Raw genomic sequence first — 16,454 nt, forward strand, 5'->3', positions numbered from 1 at the left:
CCCCTGTTGCTACGAACAGCTAGCAATCAAAGTTCCATATGATGCGCAATTGTTACGTGCAACTGGGCAATGCCGAACCGTCTTTGCCCGAACCAATCAGGGAGACGGCGTCGTAGGCCGCCTCGAGCGTGTCGACCTTGATGACTTGTAGCCCCTTGGGCACATGCCCCACAACATCGCCACAGTTGGCGCCCGGAGCCAGGAAGTAGTCGGCCCCGTTTTGCTGTGCGCCGATCATTTTTTGGGCGATCCCGCCAATGCCGCCTACCTTGCCTGCCGGGTCGATGGTACCTGTGCCGGCAAATTTCTTGCCACCCGTGAGCTCCCCGGGCGTCAGATTGTCCATGATGCCGAGCGCAAAAATCATGCCTGCGCTGGGGCCGCCAACGTTTTCCAGGGAGATCTTGACCTCGAACGGAAACTTGAAGGTGTTTTGCGTGGCGATGCCCAACAAGTATTTGCCGCCATCACCAAGTTTTGGTGTCACGGAAACAGTCTTCTCCACCCCGCTGCGCAGCACTGTCAGCTCCACGGGGGCACCCTTGCCCTCGGCTAGCACCTCTTGAACCACTGACAGGTCGGTGAATTTCCGCCCACCAACGGTGAGTAGGACGTCGTCGGGCTTGAGGATGCCGGAGGCGGCACCGTCGGCCGGGATGGACGCCACGGTCAGGCTCGACTCGAAGGGGATGCTCAGTGCTGTCAATGCGGCGGCCGTGGCGTTTTCCTGGGAGCCCGTCATGGCGGCAGAGTTTTCACTGTTGACCGTCTCCTGGCTGACGCCCGGGGCATAGATGAGCTCGGCCGGGTAGAGGGTGTGCGACGGCGTGAGCCACGACTGGAATGCGTCAAAGAAGCTGATCCGGCTGTCCGGCAGGCCGCCGGTGAGATGAACGGTGGTGAGGTCCAGGCTGCCGGAGGTGGCAGGAAAATTTTCGTGGCCCGAGATGGTGATGATGGGTTTGCCGTTGAATTCGCCGATCGTATTGATGGCCGGGCCCGGCGATTCAACCACATACGGGACCGGGATGGTCATGGCTGCCACCGCCAGCACCACCGACAGGGCCCCGGAGACCAGCATGATGGAGAATCGCTTGTCCCGAACTATGCGCGGCGACTGGGCTGTCTCTAGTATCTCCTGGCTCAAACCTGTGACCTTTCCAAGCTCTTTTGGGCCTCGCTGGAACCTGTCAGAAATCAGGTGCCAACCACCAAGCTTACTGCGTCTCATTGTGTTGCCCATGTGCCCGGGCTGGGAGCAGGCAGTGAGTGCTTCCGCACGTGCCTGCGGCCCAAAAAACCCTTTGCCTGTAGCGAACAGGCGCCTGCCATGGGGCGACAACGTGCGGCAGCAGCGGTAACGTAAAAGTATTCAGCGTCCACGCCAACGAACGGGCCATCATGTCTTCCACACCAGCCAACAACGACGACGACACCCCGAAGGATCCGCTTCAGGAAATGCTCGCCAACCTCTTGGGCGGCCAGGGCATGGAAGGCTTTGACCCTGCCGAATTGGCCAAGGCAGCCGGGCTGCCCTCGGATCCCAACGCGCTGGCGCAAATGTTCTCCCAAGTGCAGGCCATGATGAGCGGCTCCTCGGACACCCCCGTCAACTGGGACTTGGCCCGTGATGCCGCCCGCAAGGCGGCAGCAGGAGACGACCCCTCCGTGACCGCCGCCCAGCAGCAGGCCGTGGATGAGGCACTGCGGTTGGCCGAAATGTGGTTGGACCCTGTGACGGATCTTGCCGCAACAGCCATCATTGGCCGCGCCTGGTCGCGGGCGGATTGGGTTGAGGAAACCCTTGGCACGTGGCAGCGGCTGACGGAGCCGGTGGCCAACAGCATCGCCTTCGCCATCTCCAAGGCCATGAATGAACAGCTCCCCGAGGAAATGAAGTCGGCCATGGGCGGTGCCGCATCCATGATGCAGAACATGGGCGGGGCCCTGTTCGGCCTGCAGCTGGGCCAGGCTGTGGGCGCCTTGGCCAAGGAAGTGCTGGGTTCCACCGACATTGGCATCCCGCTGGCTGATCTGCAGATGGCGTTGATTCCTTCCAATATCAAGGCCTTTGGTGAGGGTCTTGAAGTGCCGGAGCAGGAGATCCTGCTCTACTTGGCCCTGCGTGAGGCCGCACACGCGCGCCTTTTTGTGCAGGTGCCGTGGTTGCGCGGGCACCTGTTGGGCGCCATCGAGTCCTACGCCCGCGGCATCCACATCGACATGTCCCGGATCGAGGACCTGGCCCAGAACCTGGATCCCGCCAATCCCGAAGCCATGCAGGACGCACTCTCGCAAGGTGTCTTCATGCCGGCCCGCACACCCGAGCAGGATGCCGCCCTGGCCAAGCTGGAAACCGCGCTTGCTTTGGTTGAGGGTTGGGTTGACGAGCTCAGCTTTGAGGCTGCAGCGAACCTTCCGGCCGCCGCGGCCATCCGCGAGACCATCCGCCGCCGCCGCGCAACGGGCGGCCCGGCCGAGCACGCCTTCGGCTCACTGGTTGGCTTGGAGCTGCGCCCCCGCAGGCTCCGTGAGGCCGCTGCTCTGTGGGCTTCGCTGAAGGAACAGCGCGGCATTGCCGGCCGCGACGCCATTTGGGCCCACCCGGACCTGCTCCCCACCGCAGCCGACCTGGACGACGCCGCAGGCTTCAGCGCCCGCCGCAGCGCCGAGGACGCCTCTGATTCAGATGTTGACGCGGCGCTGGCAAAGCTCCTCGACGGCGGTTTTGACGACACCCCCTCGGGCGACGCCGAACCCGAAACGGACAAGTAACCACCCAGGGTGGCCCCCGCGGCTGGTTAATCAGTGGATTCGGTATCCCCAAAGTCGTCATCGAGGTCGTTGCCCATGCCGTGGATGTTGCGGTTGGCGGCAAACGAGGCCCCGTCAAGGAACGCCTTGGCCCTATCCAAGTCGGCAAAACCAGACATCTCGGCCCAAAATGCCGGGCTGTGGTTGGGGTGGATCAGGTGTGTGAGCTCGTGCAGCAGCACGTAGTCCACCACCCATTCGGGCATGCCCTGCACGTGGTGGGAGATGCGGATGGTTTTACGGGCCGGCGTTGCCGAACCCCAGCGACCATTCTGGTTGCTGACCCACCGCACGGATTCGGGTATTGCGCGGGAGCCCAAGTACGTTCCGGAGAGGAACATGCTGCGCTGCATCAGGGCGTCGTCGCTGGGTTGAATCCGCGGTTTGCCGCCCTTGAGGCTGGCCTCCAGCTTGGCAACCATGTGCGGCACCCAGTACTGCTCGTCTTCAAGGCTCAGCCGTGCCGGCACGGCTATGACTGCTTGGGGGCCTTCCCAGAATGCGGCCAGGCCGGTTTTCCGCCGGGCAGTCCGCCGGACCACCACGGCTTCCCCGTTGCTGCGCCGGTGAATTGAGTATGAGTCGCCCAGCGGCCCGGGGGTCCCCTTGCCGATGGGCCGCCTGCGTGGATCCAATGCTGCTGCCATGCTTCGACGGTACAGCGGCGGTGCCCCTGTTCTAAAGTCGGCGGGACAGGATTGTGGACAACTTTTACGGTGTGGATAACTCGGTGCGCGTCGGGGCGCAAAGTGCCATGATCAAAAAGGTGGTGCTGTTGCCACTAGCCAGCCCGAAGAAAATCCGCAAGGAGGCCATCATGACAACCATCAACCCGGGGCTTCGCATGGTGCGGCGCAGCAGCAACAGCATCCAGATAGGCCTGGGACCTGGCGGGATGATCCTGGAGGGTCTGGCGGAATCCGATCTGGCGTTTGTGGCCGCCTTGGGGCAGGGCATCGCCGATGGCGAGGTGTTCGCGCGGGCCGCCGCGCTCGGTGTGGAGCAGGCTCGTGCCCTGGACATTTGCGCCACAATTTCCGAGCTGCTTTTCAGCGACGCCCAGCTAAGCAACCAGGGCTTTCGCGGCGAACGGCTCCAGCCCGAACGCTCCGCACTGCTGGGTTTGTACCGGGGACCGTGCCAGGACTTCATGGCCCGGCGTGAGCATGCCGTGGTGCATGTGGTGGGGCTGGGCCGCACCGGCGCCACGCTGGCGGCAGTTTTGGTCAGCGCCGGCGTGGGGACGCTGTTGCTCGAGGATGACAGGGCCGTGCTCGCCACGGATGTCAGTCCTGGGTCTTTCCTGCTGGCCGACATTGGCATGTCCCGTTCGGTTGCTGTGCGCCGGCACCTGCTGCGGCTCGATCCCAGCAGCAACGCCCACATTGTGCACGACGGCGGGACGGGCGGTCCCAGCCTGAAGTACCTTGACCTTGCCGTTGTGGTGGGCCACGACGTGGTGCACGCCTCTACGTCCGCCCGCTTCATGGGTGCCGAGCGGCCACACTTGTTTGTGCTGCTCCGCGAGCAGGACGGCGTGGTGGGTCCGCTGGTGGTGCCCGGCGAAACCGCGTGCGCAGAGTGCGTGGAACGGCACCGCAGCACCCACGATCCACAGTGGTTGGAGATGTGTGTCCAGCTGGGAAGCAGCGAACAGAATGCCGCAGGCCACAGGCGCACGGCGCACTTGTTGGAGAACGCGGCCCTTGCCGTCAGCTTGGCGGGGACGGCTGCCCAGCACGCCCTCGTGTTCCTGGACGCGGTGAACCAGCCCGCCTCGTGGTCATCCGTGTTGACGTTCCACCCGGACAACGGGCGGTGGACGCAGCAAGAGTTCATCCCCCACCCCGAGTGCGGCTGCCAGTGGCAGAATCAGCCGCCGGCCACAATCTCCAGCACTGCCTCACCGTAGCGTTCCAGTTTGGCCGGGCCCACCCCGGGCAGTGACGCCAGGGCATCAAGGTCCTGTGGCGCCGCCTCGGCGATGGCCATGAGGGTGGCATCCGTAAACACCACGAAGGCCGGGACCTCAGCGGCCGAGGACTCCTTCAGACGCCACTGGCGCAATTGTTCAAAGATTGCTTCGTCGTAACCCGGCGGGCAGTCGGGGCAGCGGCCAACCTTCCGCTCAGCACCGGTGTTGAGGATCTTCCCGCAGACCCGGCACACGGAAGGGCCCGCCACCTTGCGCGACTTCTTCGCCGCGGCCTGGCGGGGGCCCGTGGGTGCGCCGCCCACCGAGCTGGGCCGCAGGCCGTCCAGGAACCTGGAGGGCCTGCGGTTGGCCCGTCCGCCCGGGGTCCGGGCGGTTGACCAGGAGAAGTTCAGGAATTCCCGGGCGCGGGTGATGCCCACGTACAGCAGCCGGCGTTCCTCGTCGACAGTTTCCGGGGTGTCAGCAAAGGAAATGGGCATGAGCCCTTCACTGAGCCCCACCAGGAACACCGCATCCCACTCCAGGCCCTTGGCCGAGTGCAACGATGCGAGGGTGACGCCCTGGACAGTGGGTGCGTGCTGTGCAGAGGCGCGCTCCTGCAGCTCGGACACGAAGTCAACCAGCGTAAAAACGTGCTCGGGGGTGCTGCGTGAAACAAACAGTTCATCGGCCAGGGCCACCAGCGCCGACAGGGACTCCCAGCGTTCACGCACCGCACCACCGGTCTTGGGCGCCTCCGCCTGGTAGCCAAGGTTTTGGAGCACATCGCGCACCAGTTGGCCCAGCGGCTCGTCTTCGGCTGCTCGTGAGGCGGCGCGCAACTGCAGCATGGCATCGCGGACTTCCTTGCGGGCAAAGAACCTTTCGCCGCCTCGCAATTGATAGCCGACTCCCGCACCCGTGAGCGCCTGCTCATAGGCTTCGGACTGCCCATTGGTGCGGAACAGCACAGCAATTTCGCTGGCGGGCGTGCCGTGCTCAATGAGGATCTTGATTCTGGCGGCAACCGCCGCTGCCTCGGCTTCGTCGTCGCTGCACTCCAGAAATTCCGGGGCCGGGCCGCCGGGGCGCTGGGCCACCAGCTCCAGGGGTGCCGACCACAGGGCATCGGCGCTCAAGCCACCGCTGCGGCGGTTGCCCAGCAGCGAGTTGGCGAGCCCCACCACCTGCGGGGTGGAACGGTAGTCGCGGACCAGTTTGACCACATTGGCTTCAGGGAAGCGCTTGGGGAAGTCAAGCAGGTGCCGCGGCGTGGCACCGGTGAAGGAGTAGATGGTCTGGCTGGCGTCGCCCACCACACAGAGTTCGTCGCGCCCGCCCAGCCACAAATCGAGCATGCGCTGCTGTAGCGGGGACACATCCTGGTACTCGTCCACCACAAAATGCCTGTACTGGTCGCGGACAGTGGCCGCCACCCGCGGGTCCTCCTGCAGGATGCCCACGGTGATGAGCAGCACGTCCTCAAAGTCAATGAGATTCCTGTCCGCCTTGACGTCCTCGTAGCCCTGGAAAAGCCGTCCCACCGCCACTTTGTCCAGGCCGCCGGGCTCGCCGCGGTCAACTGCCTTCAAAAGGTACGTCTCCGGGGTGAGCATGGAAACCTTGGCCCACTCAATTTCCGCCGCCAGGTCACGGATGGAAGCCCTGTCGGCGGGCAGCCGCAGTCGGCGGGCCGCCTCACCAATGATGGTTGCCTTGTGTTCCAGCAGGCCCGGCAACTGGCCGCCGACGGCGTGTGGCCAGAAATACTGCAGCTGCCGCAACGCTGCGGCATGGAAGGTGCGGGCCTGCACGGCTCCCACGCCCAGGTCACGCAGGCGGGTGCGCATCTCCGCGGCCGCGCGGGCGGTGAACGTCACGGCCAAGAGCCTGTTGGGATTGTAGACACCCGTGTGCACGCCGTAGGCAATGCGGTGGGTGATGGCACGGGTTTTGCCCGTGCCGGCACCCGCCAACACACACAAGGGACCACTCAGTGTTGTGGCCACAGTGCGTTGTTCCTCATCCAGTCCGGCCAGGATGCGTTCCTCGGCGGTTCCCTCATCCATGACTGGCAGACCGGTTAGACGTGAATCAAAACTCATGGCTGCTCTCCAGCTTCCAGGATGGGACCGCCGTACCAGTGCTCAATCAAAGACCGGGCAATGGACTGCCTGTGGGAAATGGCCGCCTCGCCCTGGAGCACGGCGGTTTGCAGTTCCTCCCGGCTAAACCACTTGGCTTCCCTGACCTCAACATTGTCAGGTGTTGGCACCACGTCATCCGTGTAGCCAATGAAGCCCAGCATCAGGGAGCGGGGGAACGGCCAGGCTTGGGAGCCAAAATACTCCAGTGAATGGAGGTGGACACCCACCTCCTCGGAAATCTCACGGACGGCCGCCTGTTCGGCGCTCTCCCCCGCCTCGGCAAACCCGGCCACGGTGGAGTACCTGTGGAGGTCCCACGCGAAGTTGTTGGCCAGCAGGATCCGCTGGTCGGCGCCCACTATGGCCACGATGACGGCCGGATCGGTGCGGGGAAAGTGCTCTGAAGCGTCCACCGGGCAGCGTCGCATCCACCCGGCCGTGGCCACCTCCGTCAGGCTTCCGCACCGAGGGCAGCATGGGTGGGTGGTGTGCCAATTGGCCACGGCGGCAGCCTGGATGAACACCTCCGCATCGGCGGCAGGCAGATGCGCGGCCGCCTCACGGTACGTGCCAAAGGTGGCGCCGGCCGGCACCCAGGCCGGCACGTGGGCCTGGTCCGGAAGACCGGCGTCGTTCGGGAGAATGTGGAGCACCAGGGATGTCTTGGCTGGCAGCTGGTGGTCATGGTCATCGTTGACCTTGCCCAAGAACACTGTGATAGTGCTGGCCGGAAGCGCCGCGGGGAGGTCCGCGGGGTCCAAGTAGCTCAGCGCACCGCCACTCATCAGGGCCTTGCCCTTGTGCAGGAGCACCACCCGGTGCGAGGGATCGCGCTGCACGGCATCCAAGTAGCCGGGTTCAATACGTTGCTCGCACGCCCTGTCAAGAACTGTTTCGGCAGAGGGCTTGGATGTGGTCATGCTTCTACCGTACGCATCCGCGGCTTGTTTTTACATTCCATACCCGCGTGATTGTGGACAAGTTGACGGGCTTGGCCACTACTTCTCACGACTCGCCGCCGCAACGGCGCTGCGTTGGCGCAATAGCGTTCTACGGTAGAGGTGTGAGAAGAATGACTGCAATCGAATTGGCCGCTATTGCCAGCGCTGCCGTGCCCGGACTTAACGTGACCGCCTTTGGCCCGGAGCCAGATGACACTGCCGATTTCTGCTCAGCTTTGCTCGTTGATTCGGACAAGCGGCGTTGGCGGGTGCGCTCCCCGCGGCATGCCGAGGCAAGCACACGCCTGGAAACCGAACGCCAGGTGCTGCGCGCGTTCCCGCCCGCCATCCGCGCCGAACTGCCGTTCCTGCTGCCTACGGTTGCCGGGACTGTCCGCCAGGGCGAGCTCACCACTTTTGTGTATTCCCACATTGCCGGCCGGGCCGCCACGGTGGAGGAATTGGCTGCCGGAAGCGCCGCGATGGCGTTGGAGATTGGCACGGCCATCGCCGCCATCCATGACCTGCCGCAGGACCTTGTCACCACCTACGACCTGCCCAGCTACACGGCCAATGAATTCCGCCAGCGCAAGCTCAACGAGCTGGACCAGTCGGCCACCACCGGCAAGATCCCGCCGGCCCTGCTGCGCCGCTGGGAACATGCCATGGAGGATGTGGCCCTCTGGCGTTTCAACGCGTGCGTGGTCCACGGGGACCTGCATGAGGACAACATATTGCTCGACGGCGAGAGCGTCACGGCTGTCATTGGCTGGACGGATCTGCGCGTGGGCGACCCCGCGGACGACTTTGCCTGGCTGGTGGCCGTGAACGATTCCACCTTTGTGGACGCTGTGATGGCGGCCTATGCGGCGGCGCGCCAGGAGACTCCCGATCCCCACCTGTTGCGCCGTGCCGCCCTGAGCGCCGAATTTGCGCTGGCCCAGTGGCTTGTCAAGGGCTATGCTGCGGACAGTGCGCGCATGGTGGAGGACGCAGAGTCCATGCTGCGCACCCTGGAGGCCGACATTGCCGAGCACGGTGGGCAGCCCATCAGTGTTGAAGCCACTGTGGTGCCTGTTGCCCCCGCCGACGCTGTCACCACACCTGTCAGCGGGACTGTCAGCGGGACTGCAGAGGAAGGTGCTGACGAAACAGCAGGCGACGGCGCCCCCCACAATGCGGATGCCGACGGCGGAGAGACTGCCAACCCCGCCGGCGACACTGACACTGAAAAGGCCGGCGCAACGGAGCTGTCCGATGCGGACACTGCATCCGCAACGGAACCGGCCACAGCCTCCTTGAAGGTCATCCCTCTCAAGAAGCAGTAGGCGGCAGACCCTAGGCGGAGTAGGCGTTGGTGACGATCGCCTCCAGCTCGTCCTGGCCCGCCAGGTCCACGGGACGGATCAGTTTGTCCTGGCCCACATAGTAAAACGCTGCACGAACCTGCTCCAGGGGCACACCCTTGAGCCGTGACCAGGCCAGCCTGTACACAGCCAGCTGAACGCCCCGCACCGCCAGCTGCGCCTTGGATGGGACCTTTCCGGTTTTCCAGTCGATCAGGTCCCAGCCGCCGTCGTCGTCGCGGAAGATCGCATCAATGCGCCCGCGCACCACAACCCCGGCAACCCTTGTCTCAATGGGCACCTCCAGTTCGGCCGGGATGCGGGCCGCCCACGCGGAGTTCTTGAACGTTTCCTGCATGTCGGCAAGGCCATAGGCCTCATCAACATACGCGTCAGCGCCCGGCACCTCGTCAAAGTCCAGCTGGCCACTGGTCCCAAAGTAATCTTCAATCCAGCTGTGGAAGGCGGTTCCCTTTCTGGCCGCCATGCCGGGCTTGGTGGGCACGGGCCGGCGCATGGCACGGGTGACCTTCTCCGGGTCTTCGCCGAGGGCCACCAGCCTCGATGCTGAAATATGGGGTGGCAGCTCCACGCGGAGTTGATCGGATGCCACCTGCTCCTGGGCCAGTAGAACGGCCAGTTCCCTGCCCCAGTGCGGGTTGGCGTCAAGGAACTCCTGAGCATCCAAATCCGCGGCATCGGCCAGCTGCAGCCTTGCTGACCGGACGGCTGCCGCGGAGCGTTCGGCGTTCTCGCGCCGCCCCAGCTGCTCCGCAACGCCGCTTCGGCCCACGATGACGGGACCGTTGAGCGGATCGTAAGGCCATTGGGCGCTTTCGGCCCCTGCGCTCACAGGGTTCTCAGCCTCCTCCACGGGATCCTCAAACCACTGCGAAATCTCCGCTGTGTGAGCGGCACCCTCAGCCAGGGGCAGCAGTTCGACCAGGAACTTCGACGGTTCCAGCGGCTTCTTCCCGCTCCCCCAGACGGTGCCAGAGCACATGAGGAAGTCGCGGGCGCGGGTGAAGGCAACATAGGCCAGCCGCCGTTCCTCCTCTTCGCCGTGCAGCAGGACGTCATCGGCAAACAATTTCTCGTTCTCCATCAACGTTTTCGAATCCGGCACGTTGAGGTCCCATTCGGGCAGGTCCTCCCTGTCCCCACGCAGAGGCCATGGGAGGGATTTGGCGCCAGTACTCCACCGATCCGCCCGGGTGCTGGGAAACGCGCCGGCATTCATGCTCGGCACAAACACCACATCCCATTCCAGCCCCTTGGACGCGTGCACTGTCAGCAGGGCCACGGCGTCCGGATTACTCTCGGTGGGGGTCATTTCCAGTCCACCCTCCTCGGATTCCGCTGTTTCCAGCCAGCCGAGGAACGCATCCAGGTCAACCCTCTGGGCTGCCTGCATGAACGTTGCCGCGGCGTCGGCGAAGGCATCCAGGTTCCGCCGTGCATGGTGGATGCTGGAGCCGGGTTTGGCAGCCAGCTCAATGTCCAGAAGCATGGTCCGCTCCACCACGCCGAGCAGGTTGCTCAGGTCCTCCCCCACGAAGGTTCGCAGCACCCGCAGCTCGTCCCGCAAGGCCAGCAGCCGTGTCCTGGCAACGACGCTGAGCGGGCGTGCAGCCTCCGGCCAGTAGTCGGGGCTGAGGTAGTCCAGGGCTTCGATCAAGGAGGACGAATCCACCAGATCGGCGGCCACCACGGTTTCTGGAACATCGGCGGCCGGCGGTGCATCCGGGCTTGCCCCGGCATCGGCCCGCACGGCGGCGTCAAAGTCCACCCTGTTTCTGGACGCCCACTGCCTGCGCCGGGCCAGGTACCGCGCCCAATCCGCAAAGGCCATCAAGTCGGCCGGACCAATACGCCACCTGGCACCTGTCAGCAGGCGCATCAGGGCATCGGAGCGGCCGGGATCGGCAATGACCCGCAAGGTGGAGACGAGGTCCACAATTTCCGGGGTCCCCAGCAGTCCGCCTAGGCCCACAATCTCGTAGGGAATCCCCCGGGCCTCAAACACCGATTGCAGGCGCGGAAATTGTGCACGACGGCGGCACAGCACTGCCACTGTCATGGCACCTTGGGCGCCCCCGCGGTGGCTGAAATCGCCCTTCCGGGCCAAAATCTGATCGGCAATGGCCTCTGCCTGCTCCAGTTCAGTCTCGTACCGGGCCAGCACTACCTCCCCAGCTTGCGCGTTGGGCTTTTCCCGCAGGGGCGACACCACCACGTTGGGCCCGGCCGCTGCGCGCTCCGCCTCGGAGAGGCCTGCCGCCAACTTGGCGTTGGCCTTGCGGGTCTGGGCCTGGGCCAGTTCCGCTGACATGACGTTCGCTGCGGTGAGGATGTGGGCGGAATTGCGCCAGGCAATGGTGAGCTCGGCCGTTGGCGCGTACCCGCCGTCGTGCTTGAGGAAAATCTCCGGGAACCTGAACAGCTGGCCGGCGGAGGCGCCCCGGAACCCGTAGATGGACTGGTGGGGATCGCCCACCGCCGTGACGGGGTGCCCGCCGCCAAAGAGCTGGGCAAAGAGCTGCAGCTGGGCGTGCGAGGTGTCCTGGAATTCATCCAGCAGCACCACCTTGTAGCGTTGGCGTTCCATCACCCCCGCGTGGGGGACGTCCTGGGCAATCTTGGCCGCAAGGGCCACCAGGTCCCCGTAGTCAAGGACGTTGCGGCGGCGTTTGGCCTCCGCGTAGTTCTGCACCAGGGCCGTCACGGAAGCGCGCGTGCGCAGCACATCCAACTGCTTCTTGACGGCGGCCGTGGCTGGTTTGGCGGTCTCGGCAATGTAGGGCAGGGCCGCAAAACTGCCGATGTAGCCCTCAATCACGTTCTTCACCTGGGCGGGATCCTGCAGGTGCTCGGCACATTCACCGGCCAAATCCATGACCGACTGAATCAGCGTGGACTTGGCGGCCGTGAAGTGTTCGTGGGCACCATCATGGGCCTCCACCACTTCACTGGCCAGCTGCCAGGCCTCCGCGGCACCCATCACCACGGCGTCCCGTTCAATGCCCAGGCGCAGTCCGTAGTCGGTGACAATGCCGCTGGCGTAGGAATGGTAGGTGGACACCTTGGGTTCCAGCGCGTCCCGGGCGGCTGCGGCCGGGGCCAGGTCCACCTCACCGGAGCGGGCCAGGGTGCCTAATTTGGCCAGCTGGCCCCTGATCCTGGCAGCGAGCTCCCCCGCCGCCTTGCGGGTGAAGGTGACGCCAAGGATTTCCTCGGGCAGCACCAGGCCGTTGGCCACCAGCCACACCACACGGTCGGCCATGGTGGTGGTCTTGCCCGATCCAGCCCCGGCAATGACCAGCAGCGGTTCAAGCGGGGCACAAATAATGCCTGCCTGCTCGGCCGTGGGCGGGCGCTGTTCCAACAAATCGGCAAGTTCGTAGGGGCTCAGAAGCGGTGAAAGGCTCATTCGGTGATTTGTTTCCCTTCCGGGCACAGCGGGCAAATAGTGGGCAGCGGGCAGCCATTGCGCTCGGACCAGTCGGCGCCGTGGCGGGCTGGGAACACGGACTGGGCCATCAACAAGGCGGCCTCCATGACCTTTTTAGTGGGGTCGTCCTCACTTCCTGACACCATAGCTGCCTGGTCCTGGGTTTTTACCGCCTTGGTGCCGTCCCCCAGCGGCAGCAGCGCCGCCCCTCCGGAGGCCGCCCCTGCCAAACCGGCGGCAGCGGCTTGTTCGGCGAAGCCGCCAGCGGTCACAGCCACCTGGTAGGCGCCAAGCTGAGGATGCGCCGCAACCTGCTCCTTGGTGGGTTTACTGCGCCCTGTCTTGATGTCCACAACAATCAGCCTGCCGTTGGCATCGGCTTCCAGCCTGTCCACCTGGCCCCGCAAAACAACCATCCGGCCGAGATCAGGCGTCCCGGCACCGGCTGCTGTCCAGTCGCCGTCGGCATTCCCCGTTGCGGGCAGCTCCCCCAATTCCACACTGAAGTTCTGCTCAACGCCCAGCAGGGTGCGGCCATCCTGCCGGGCAGTGATGACATATTGGGCCAGTTTGCCCAGCATCTCCTGGGCGCGCCGGTAGTCCACATCGCTTTCCCACGATTCCGGCAGGCCAAGGGACGGCCACCGTTTGTCCAGCTCCGCGAGGTATTCGTGGCCGGCCCCGTTGGGAATGTCCTGGGCGATGGCGTGAATCAGGGTGCCCAAGCTGCGGGCAAAGTCGGTGGTTGCTTCCCCGCCGGCTGCCTTGATAAACCAGTTCAGCGGCGATTTCACCACCTCTTCAACCTTCGACGGCGAGACGGTCACCGGCTCGCCCGGGGCAATGATGGGCGCATCCGTGCTCAGGGGCAGCAGCCCCCACCATTGCTGCGGATCAGCACCGGCAATGTCCTTCTGCGCCAGCACCGCCAGCATTCGCCCCGCCTCAGGGTCGGCATGCATTTCCGATTCCTGCCGCAACTCAGCCACCAAAGACCGCAGCGTCATGGGCCGCGGCACGTGTTCAACGGGGCGCACGGGGTATTGGGATTCACCGCCGGAATCGGTGACGGGGATGTATGGTGCTGCCAGGTCAACGAACTGTGAAGGCTGCAGGTCGTGGCCGGCGGCCGCCGTGAGAATGAGTTTCTCGCTGGCCCGCGACATGGCCGCGGCAAAACTGCGGAGTTCGTCATACCTGATGTCCCGCAGGCGCGCGGCAGGCTCGATCTGGCGGGCAGCCTGGGCACCCATTTCCAGGACATCCACCAGCAATTGGCTGCCCAGTAGCTCACCACGCAGGCGGGTGTTGGGCCAGACGCCCTCCTGCAGGCCAGCCACAATGACCACAGGCCATTCCCTGCCGGCAGCGCTGGCAGGTGTCAGGATTTCCACTGCGTCAGAGCGCTGTGCGCGCGCCGCCAGGGTGTCCATGGGCAGTTCCTGGCTCATCAAGTAGTCAAGGAACTGCTGGGGGCTGGAGCCTGGCAGCTGGTCAACATAGCGCTCGGCCGTTTGGAACAGGGCCATGACGGCGTCAAGGTCCCTGTCGGCGCGGATGCCCGTGGGCCCGCCGCGCAAGGCCTGGGATTCCCACGTCCCGGAACTGTCGCAGGCATCCCACAGGGCCCAGAGCACAGTTTCGGCGTTGGCGCCGGGCAGGGCCACGGCCTGGTGTCCGGCCGCGAGCATGGCGGAAATCCTTGTGGCGTTGGCGGCTTCCCAGCCCAGCCCGGCCAACTTTTCCGGATTGAGCAGCGCCTCCACCAGCAGTTCGTCACTGACACGCCCCCCGCCGGAATGCAGTTCCTGCTGCCGCAGGGCCTGGCGCAGGCGCCGCAGCTGCAGGGCAGTGGAACGCCCCAACCGGGAGGTCAACAGCGCAACGGCGGCCTCGGCGTCGAACATCGAAGGGGCCAACGCCACGGCGAAGGCCTCAAGCAAGGGGCGCACGGCTGGCTCATCCCGCACGGGGTTCTCCGCCACGGGAACCTTCACGGCAATGCCCTGCCCGCTCAAGTAGCGTTGCAGGGCGGCAAGGGCCGATCCTGTGCGCACAATGACAGCAATCTCATTCAGGCCGTGCCCGCCCAGGTGCTGCAGGTGCAGGATGCGTTCGGCCACCAGGCGCAGCTCGTGCACCTCGGAGGCCACAACATGGGCGCTGACATAGGATTCGGGGTTCGCGTCACCAGCCTGCGGCCAGTTGAGTTCGCGCGCCTTGTGACCGCCACGAATCTGGAAGATGCGCTCAGCCACCCCCGACCAGGCTGCGGCCAGCGGCCGGCTCATCCGGTGGGAGGTGGACAGCGAAAATTGCCGCAGCGGAAACTCGTCGCTGCCCAAGGATTCGCCCAGCGTGGCCACCAGGTCCGGGCGGGCGCCGCGGAAGCCCTGGACCACCGTGTCCGGTGACGCCGCGACCAGCACATCCTTGCCATGGCCCACCAACTGCAGGAGCTCGTGCACCGCCTTGTTGGCCTCCTGGATGTCGTCAACCACAATGAGGGAAAGCCGGTGGCGTTCCTGGGCGAGGAATTCCGGGTCGATGCGCAGCAGGGTTGTTGCCGCGGTGATGATGCCTGCGGGGTCAAAGGAGCCCGACTTGCCCCAATCCACCACATCCCGGTACTCGCCGTACAGAGCGGCCGCAGCCACCCAATCGGGGCGCTGATTGGCCACACCCAGCTCGGCCAGATCATCGGGCGCCAGGCCGTACTCAATGACCCGGTCAAAGAGTTGGCGGATCTCCTGGCGGAACCCGCGGGTGTCCAGGGCCTCGGCAAGTTCCGCCGGCCATTGGGGGTCCGTGCCCAGCCCCATCCTGTGGCCAGCCAGCAGGTCCTTGATGATGAGGTCCTGCTCGGGACCGCTCATGAGCCGTGGCGGGCCGTCCAGGTGTGGCATGCGGCCCTCCACCTTGGCCCGGCGCAGGAGATCGAAGGCATAGGAGGACCAGGTTCTGGCTGGCGAGGTGCTCAAACTTCTGCTCAGCCGGGCGCTGAAGCCATTGCGCAACCGGGCGGCGGCCAGGCGAGATGGCGCCAGCAGCAAGGCACCGGCCGGATCAACGGCGTCGTGCTCAATCCTTTTCACGGCAGCCTCAATCAGCACCGTGGACTTGCCGGTGCCAGGGGCGCCCCAGATCAATACGGGCCCGGTTCCGGGCATGAGCTCAACCACTGCCTGCTGGCCGGGACTCAGCAGCGGCGCACTGACATCGCTTTGGGCGGGCGCCACCAGGGTGAGTTTGGGCAGCAGCTGCGCAGGCCCGGCATGGCTGGACCTCGGCTGCTCCTGCTTTGCTTGCATGCTCATGTTCCCAGTCCATCACGAGGCTCTGACATTGGCGCGCTCTGTGCTGGTGCCCTGTTTTCTGGCGCCTTGCCAGCCGGCGGCAGCTGGTCCTCGGCGTGCAGGCGCCCGGCGATGGCGTCGATGACTAAGAAATCCGCCTCGCGCGGATTCCAGCGGGCCGTTTTCATGTCCACGCGCCAGCCGGGGGTGCGGCCGGGCATTTGCGGCCCGGCAAGGTCACCACGCAGGGCTGTGCCCTCCTGACGGTAGTGGCCCAGTGCCCGCGCCTCGTGGCCCTGCGGGGCGCTGCCACTGGCCCGGATCACCCGCCACCAGGGCACGGCGCCGCCGTCGACGGACATGGCTGCACCCACCTGCCGCGGGCCGCCGCTCTCCAGCAACGCCGCAATGTCCCCATAGGACAAAACACTGCCCGCGGGGATCAACTCAGCCACGGCCAAAACCGCCTCAACATACTGCTCACGCATGCTTCAAGCGTAGTTCGCCGCGGCGGCCCGCGCGCCCGGATGTCCGCCCCAACGGG

At 65.3% G+C, this 16,454-nt stretch carries 10 protein-coding genes; 3 read left to right on the forward strand and 7 right to left on the reverse strand.

Translation table 11 applies throughout. From position 1 onward, the window contains the following. Positions 1 to 52 precede the first annotated feature (52 nt). Positions 53 to 1,147, reverse strand: a complete 1,095-nt coding sequence (locus tag ACX80Q_RS03455; protein ID WP_459329123.1) for a YlbL family protein — start codon at positions 1,145 to 1,147, stop codon at positions 53 to 55. A 254-nt stretch (positions 1,148 to 1,401) separates the two neighbouring features. Between ACX80Q_RS03455 and ACX80Q_RS03460 the strand changes: the two genes are divergently transcribed. After that, complete coding sequence (locus ACX80Q_RS03460; protein ID WP_459329124.1) at positions 1,402 to 2,775, forward strand: zinc-dependent metalloprotease; 1,374 nt, start codon at positions 1,402 to 1,404, stop codon at positions 2,773 to 2,775. Between the two features lie 26 nt (positions 2,776 to 2,801). Here ACX80Q_RS03460 and ACX80Q_RS03465 read toward each other — a convergent pair whose 3' ends face one another. Continuing rightward, positions 2,802 to 3,461, reverse strand: a complete 660-nt coding sequence (locus tag ACX80Q_RS03465; protein ID WP_459329125.1) for a M48 metallopeptidase family protein — start codon at positions 3,459 to 3,461, stop codon at positions 2,802 to 2,804. A 53-nt stretch (positions 3,462 to 3,514) separates the two neighbouring features. Between ACX80Q_RS03465 and ACX80Q_RS03470 the strand changes: the two genes are divergently transcribed. Beyond that, positions 3,515 to 4,726, forward strand: a complete 1,212-nt coding sequence (locus ACX80Q_RS03470) for a TOMM precursor leader peptide-binding protein (protein ID WP_459329126.1) — start codon at positions 3,515 to 3,517, stop codon at positions 4,724 to 4,726. Here ACX80Q_RS03470 and ACX80Q_RS03475 read toward each other — a convergent pair. Together ACX80Q_RS03475 and nudC are read right to left on the reverse strand one after the other, a co-directional pair. Further along, positions 4,687 to 6,834: an ATP-dependent DNA helicase UvrD2 gene (locus ACX80Q_RS03475; RefSeq protein ID WP_459329127.1), complete on the reverse strand. Its 2,148-nt coding sequence runs from the start codon at positions 6,832 to 6,834 to the stop codon at positions 4,687 to 4,689. The genes ACX80Q_RS03470 and ACX80Q_RS03475 overlap by 40 nt on opposite strands. After that, positions 6,831 to 7,796, reverse strand: a complete 966-nt coding sequence (gene nudC / locus ACX80Q_RS03480) for an NAD(+) diphosphatase (RefSeq protein ID WP_459329128.1) — start codon at positions 7,794 to 7,796, stop codon at positions 6,831 to 6,833. The genes ACX80Q_RS03475 and nudC overlap by 4 nt, the downstream gene beginning before the upstream one ends. Positions 7,797 to 7,948: 152 nt before the next feature. Between nudC and ACX80Q_RS03485 the strand changes: the two genes are divergently transcribed. Next, entirely contained in the window at positions 7,949 to 9,145 is a 1,197-nt protein-coding gene (locus ACX80Q_RS03485) for a macrolide 2'-phosphotransferase (RefSeq protein WP_459329129.1), read from the forward strand. A gap of 10 nt (positions 9,146 to 9,155) precedes the next feature. Here the strand turns inward: ACX80Q_RS03485 and ACX80Q_RS03490 are convergent, their stop codons facing one another. Genes ACX80Q_RS03490 through ACX80Q_RS03500 form a run of 3 tightly spaced genes read right to left on the reverse strand, consistent with a single transcriptional unit; the run spans position 9,156 to position 16,398 of the window. After that, entirely contained in the window at positions 9,156 to 12,593 is a 3,438-nt protein-coding gene (locus ACX80Q_RS03490; RefSeq protein WP_459329130.1) for an ATP-dependent helicase, read from the reverse strand. Beyond that, positions 12,590 to 15,931, reverse strand: a complete 3,342-nt coding sequence (locus tag ACX80Q_RS03495) for an ATP-dependent helicase (protein ID WP_459329131.1) — start codon at positions 15,929 to 15,931, stop codon at positions 12,590 to 12,592. The genes ACX80Q_RS03490 and ACX80Q_RS03495 overlap by 4 nt, the downstream gene beginning before the upstream one ends. Beyond that, positions 15,928 to 16,398 carry an MGMT family protein gene (locus tag ACX80Q_RS03500; protein WP_459329132.1) on the reverse strand — a complete coding sequence of 157 codons (471 nt, stop codon included), beginning with the start codon at positions 16,396 to 16,398 and terminating at the stop codon, positions 15,928 to 15,930. Before ACX80Q_RS03500 ends, ACX80Q_RS03495 begins: the two co-directional genes overlap by 4 nt. Positions 16,399 to 16,454 lie beyond the last annotated feature (56 nt).

The organism is Arthrobacter sp. HLT1-20 (assembly GCF_054510895.1).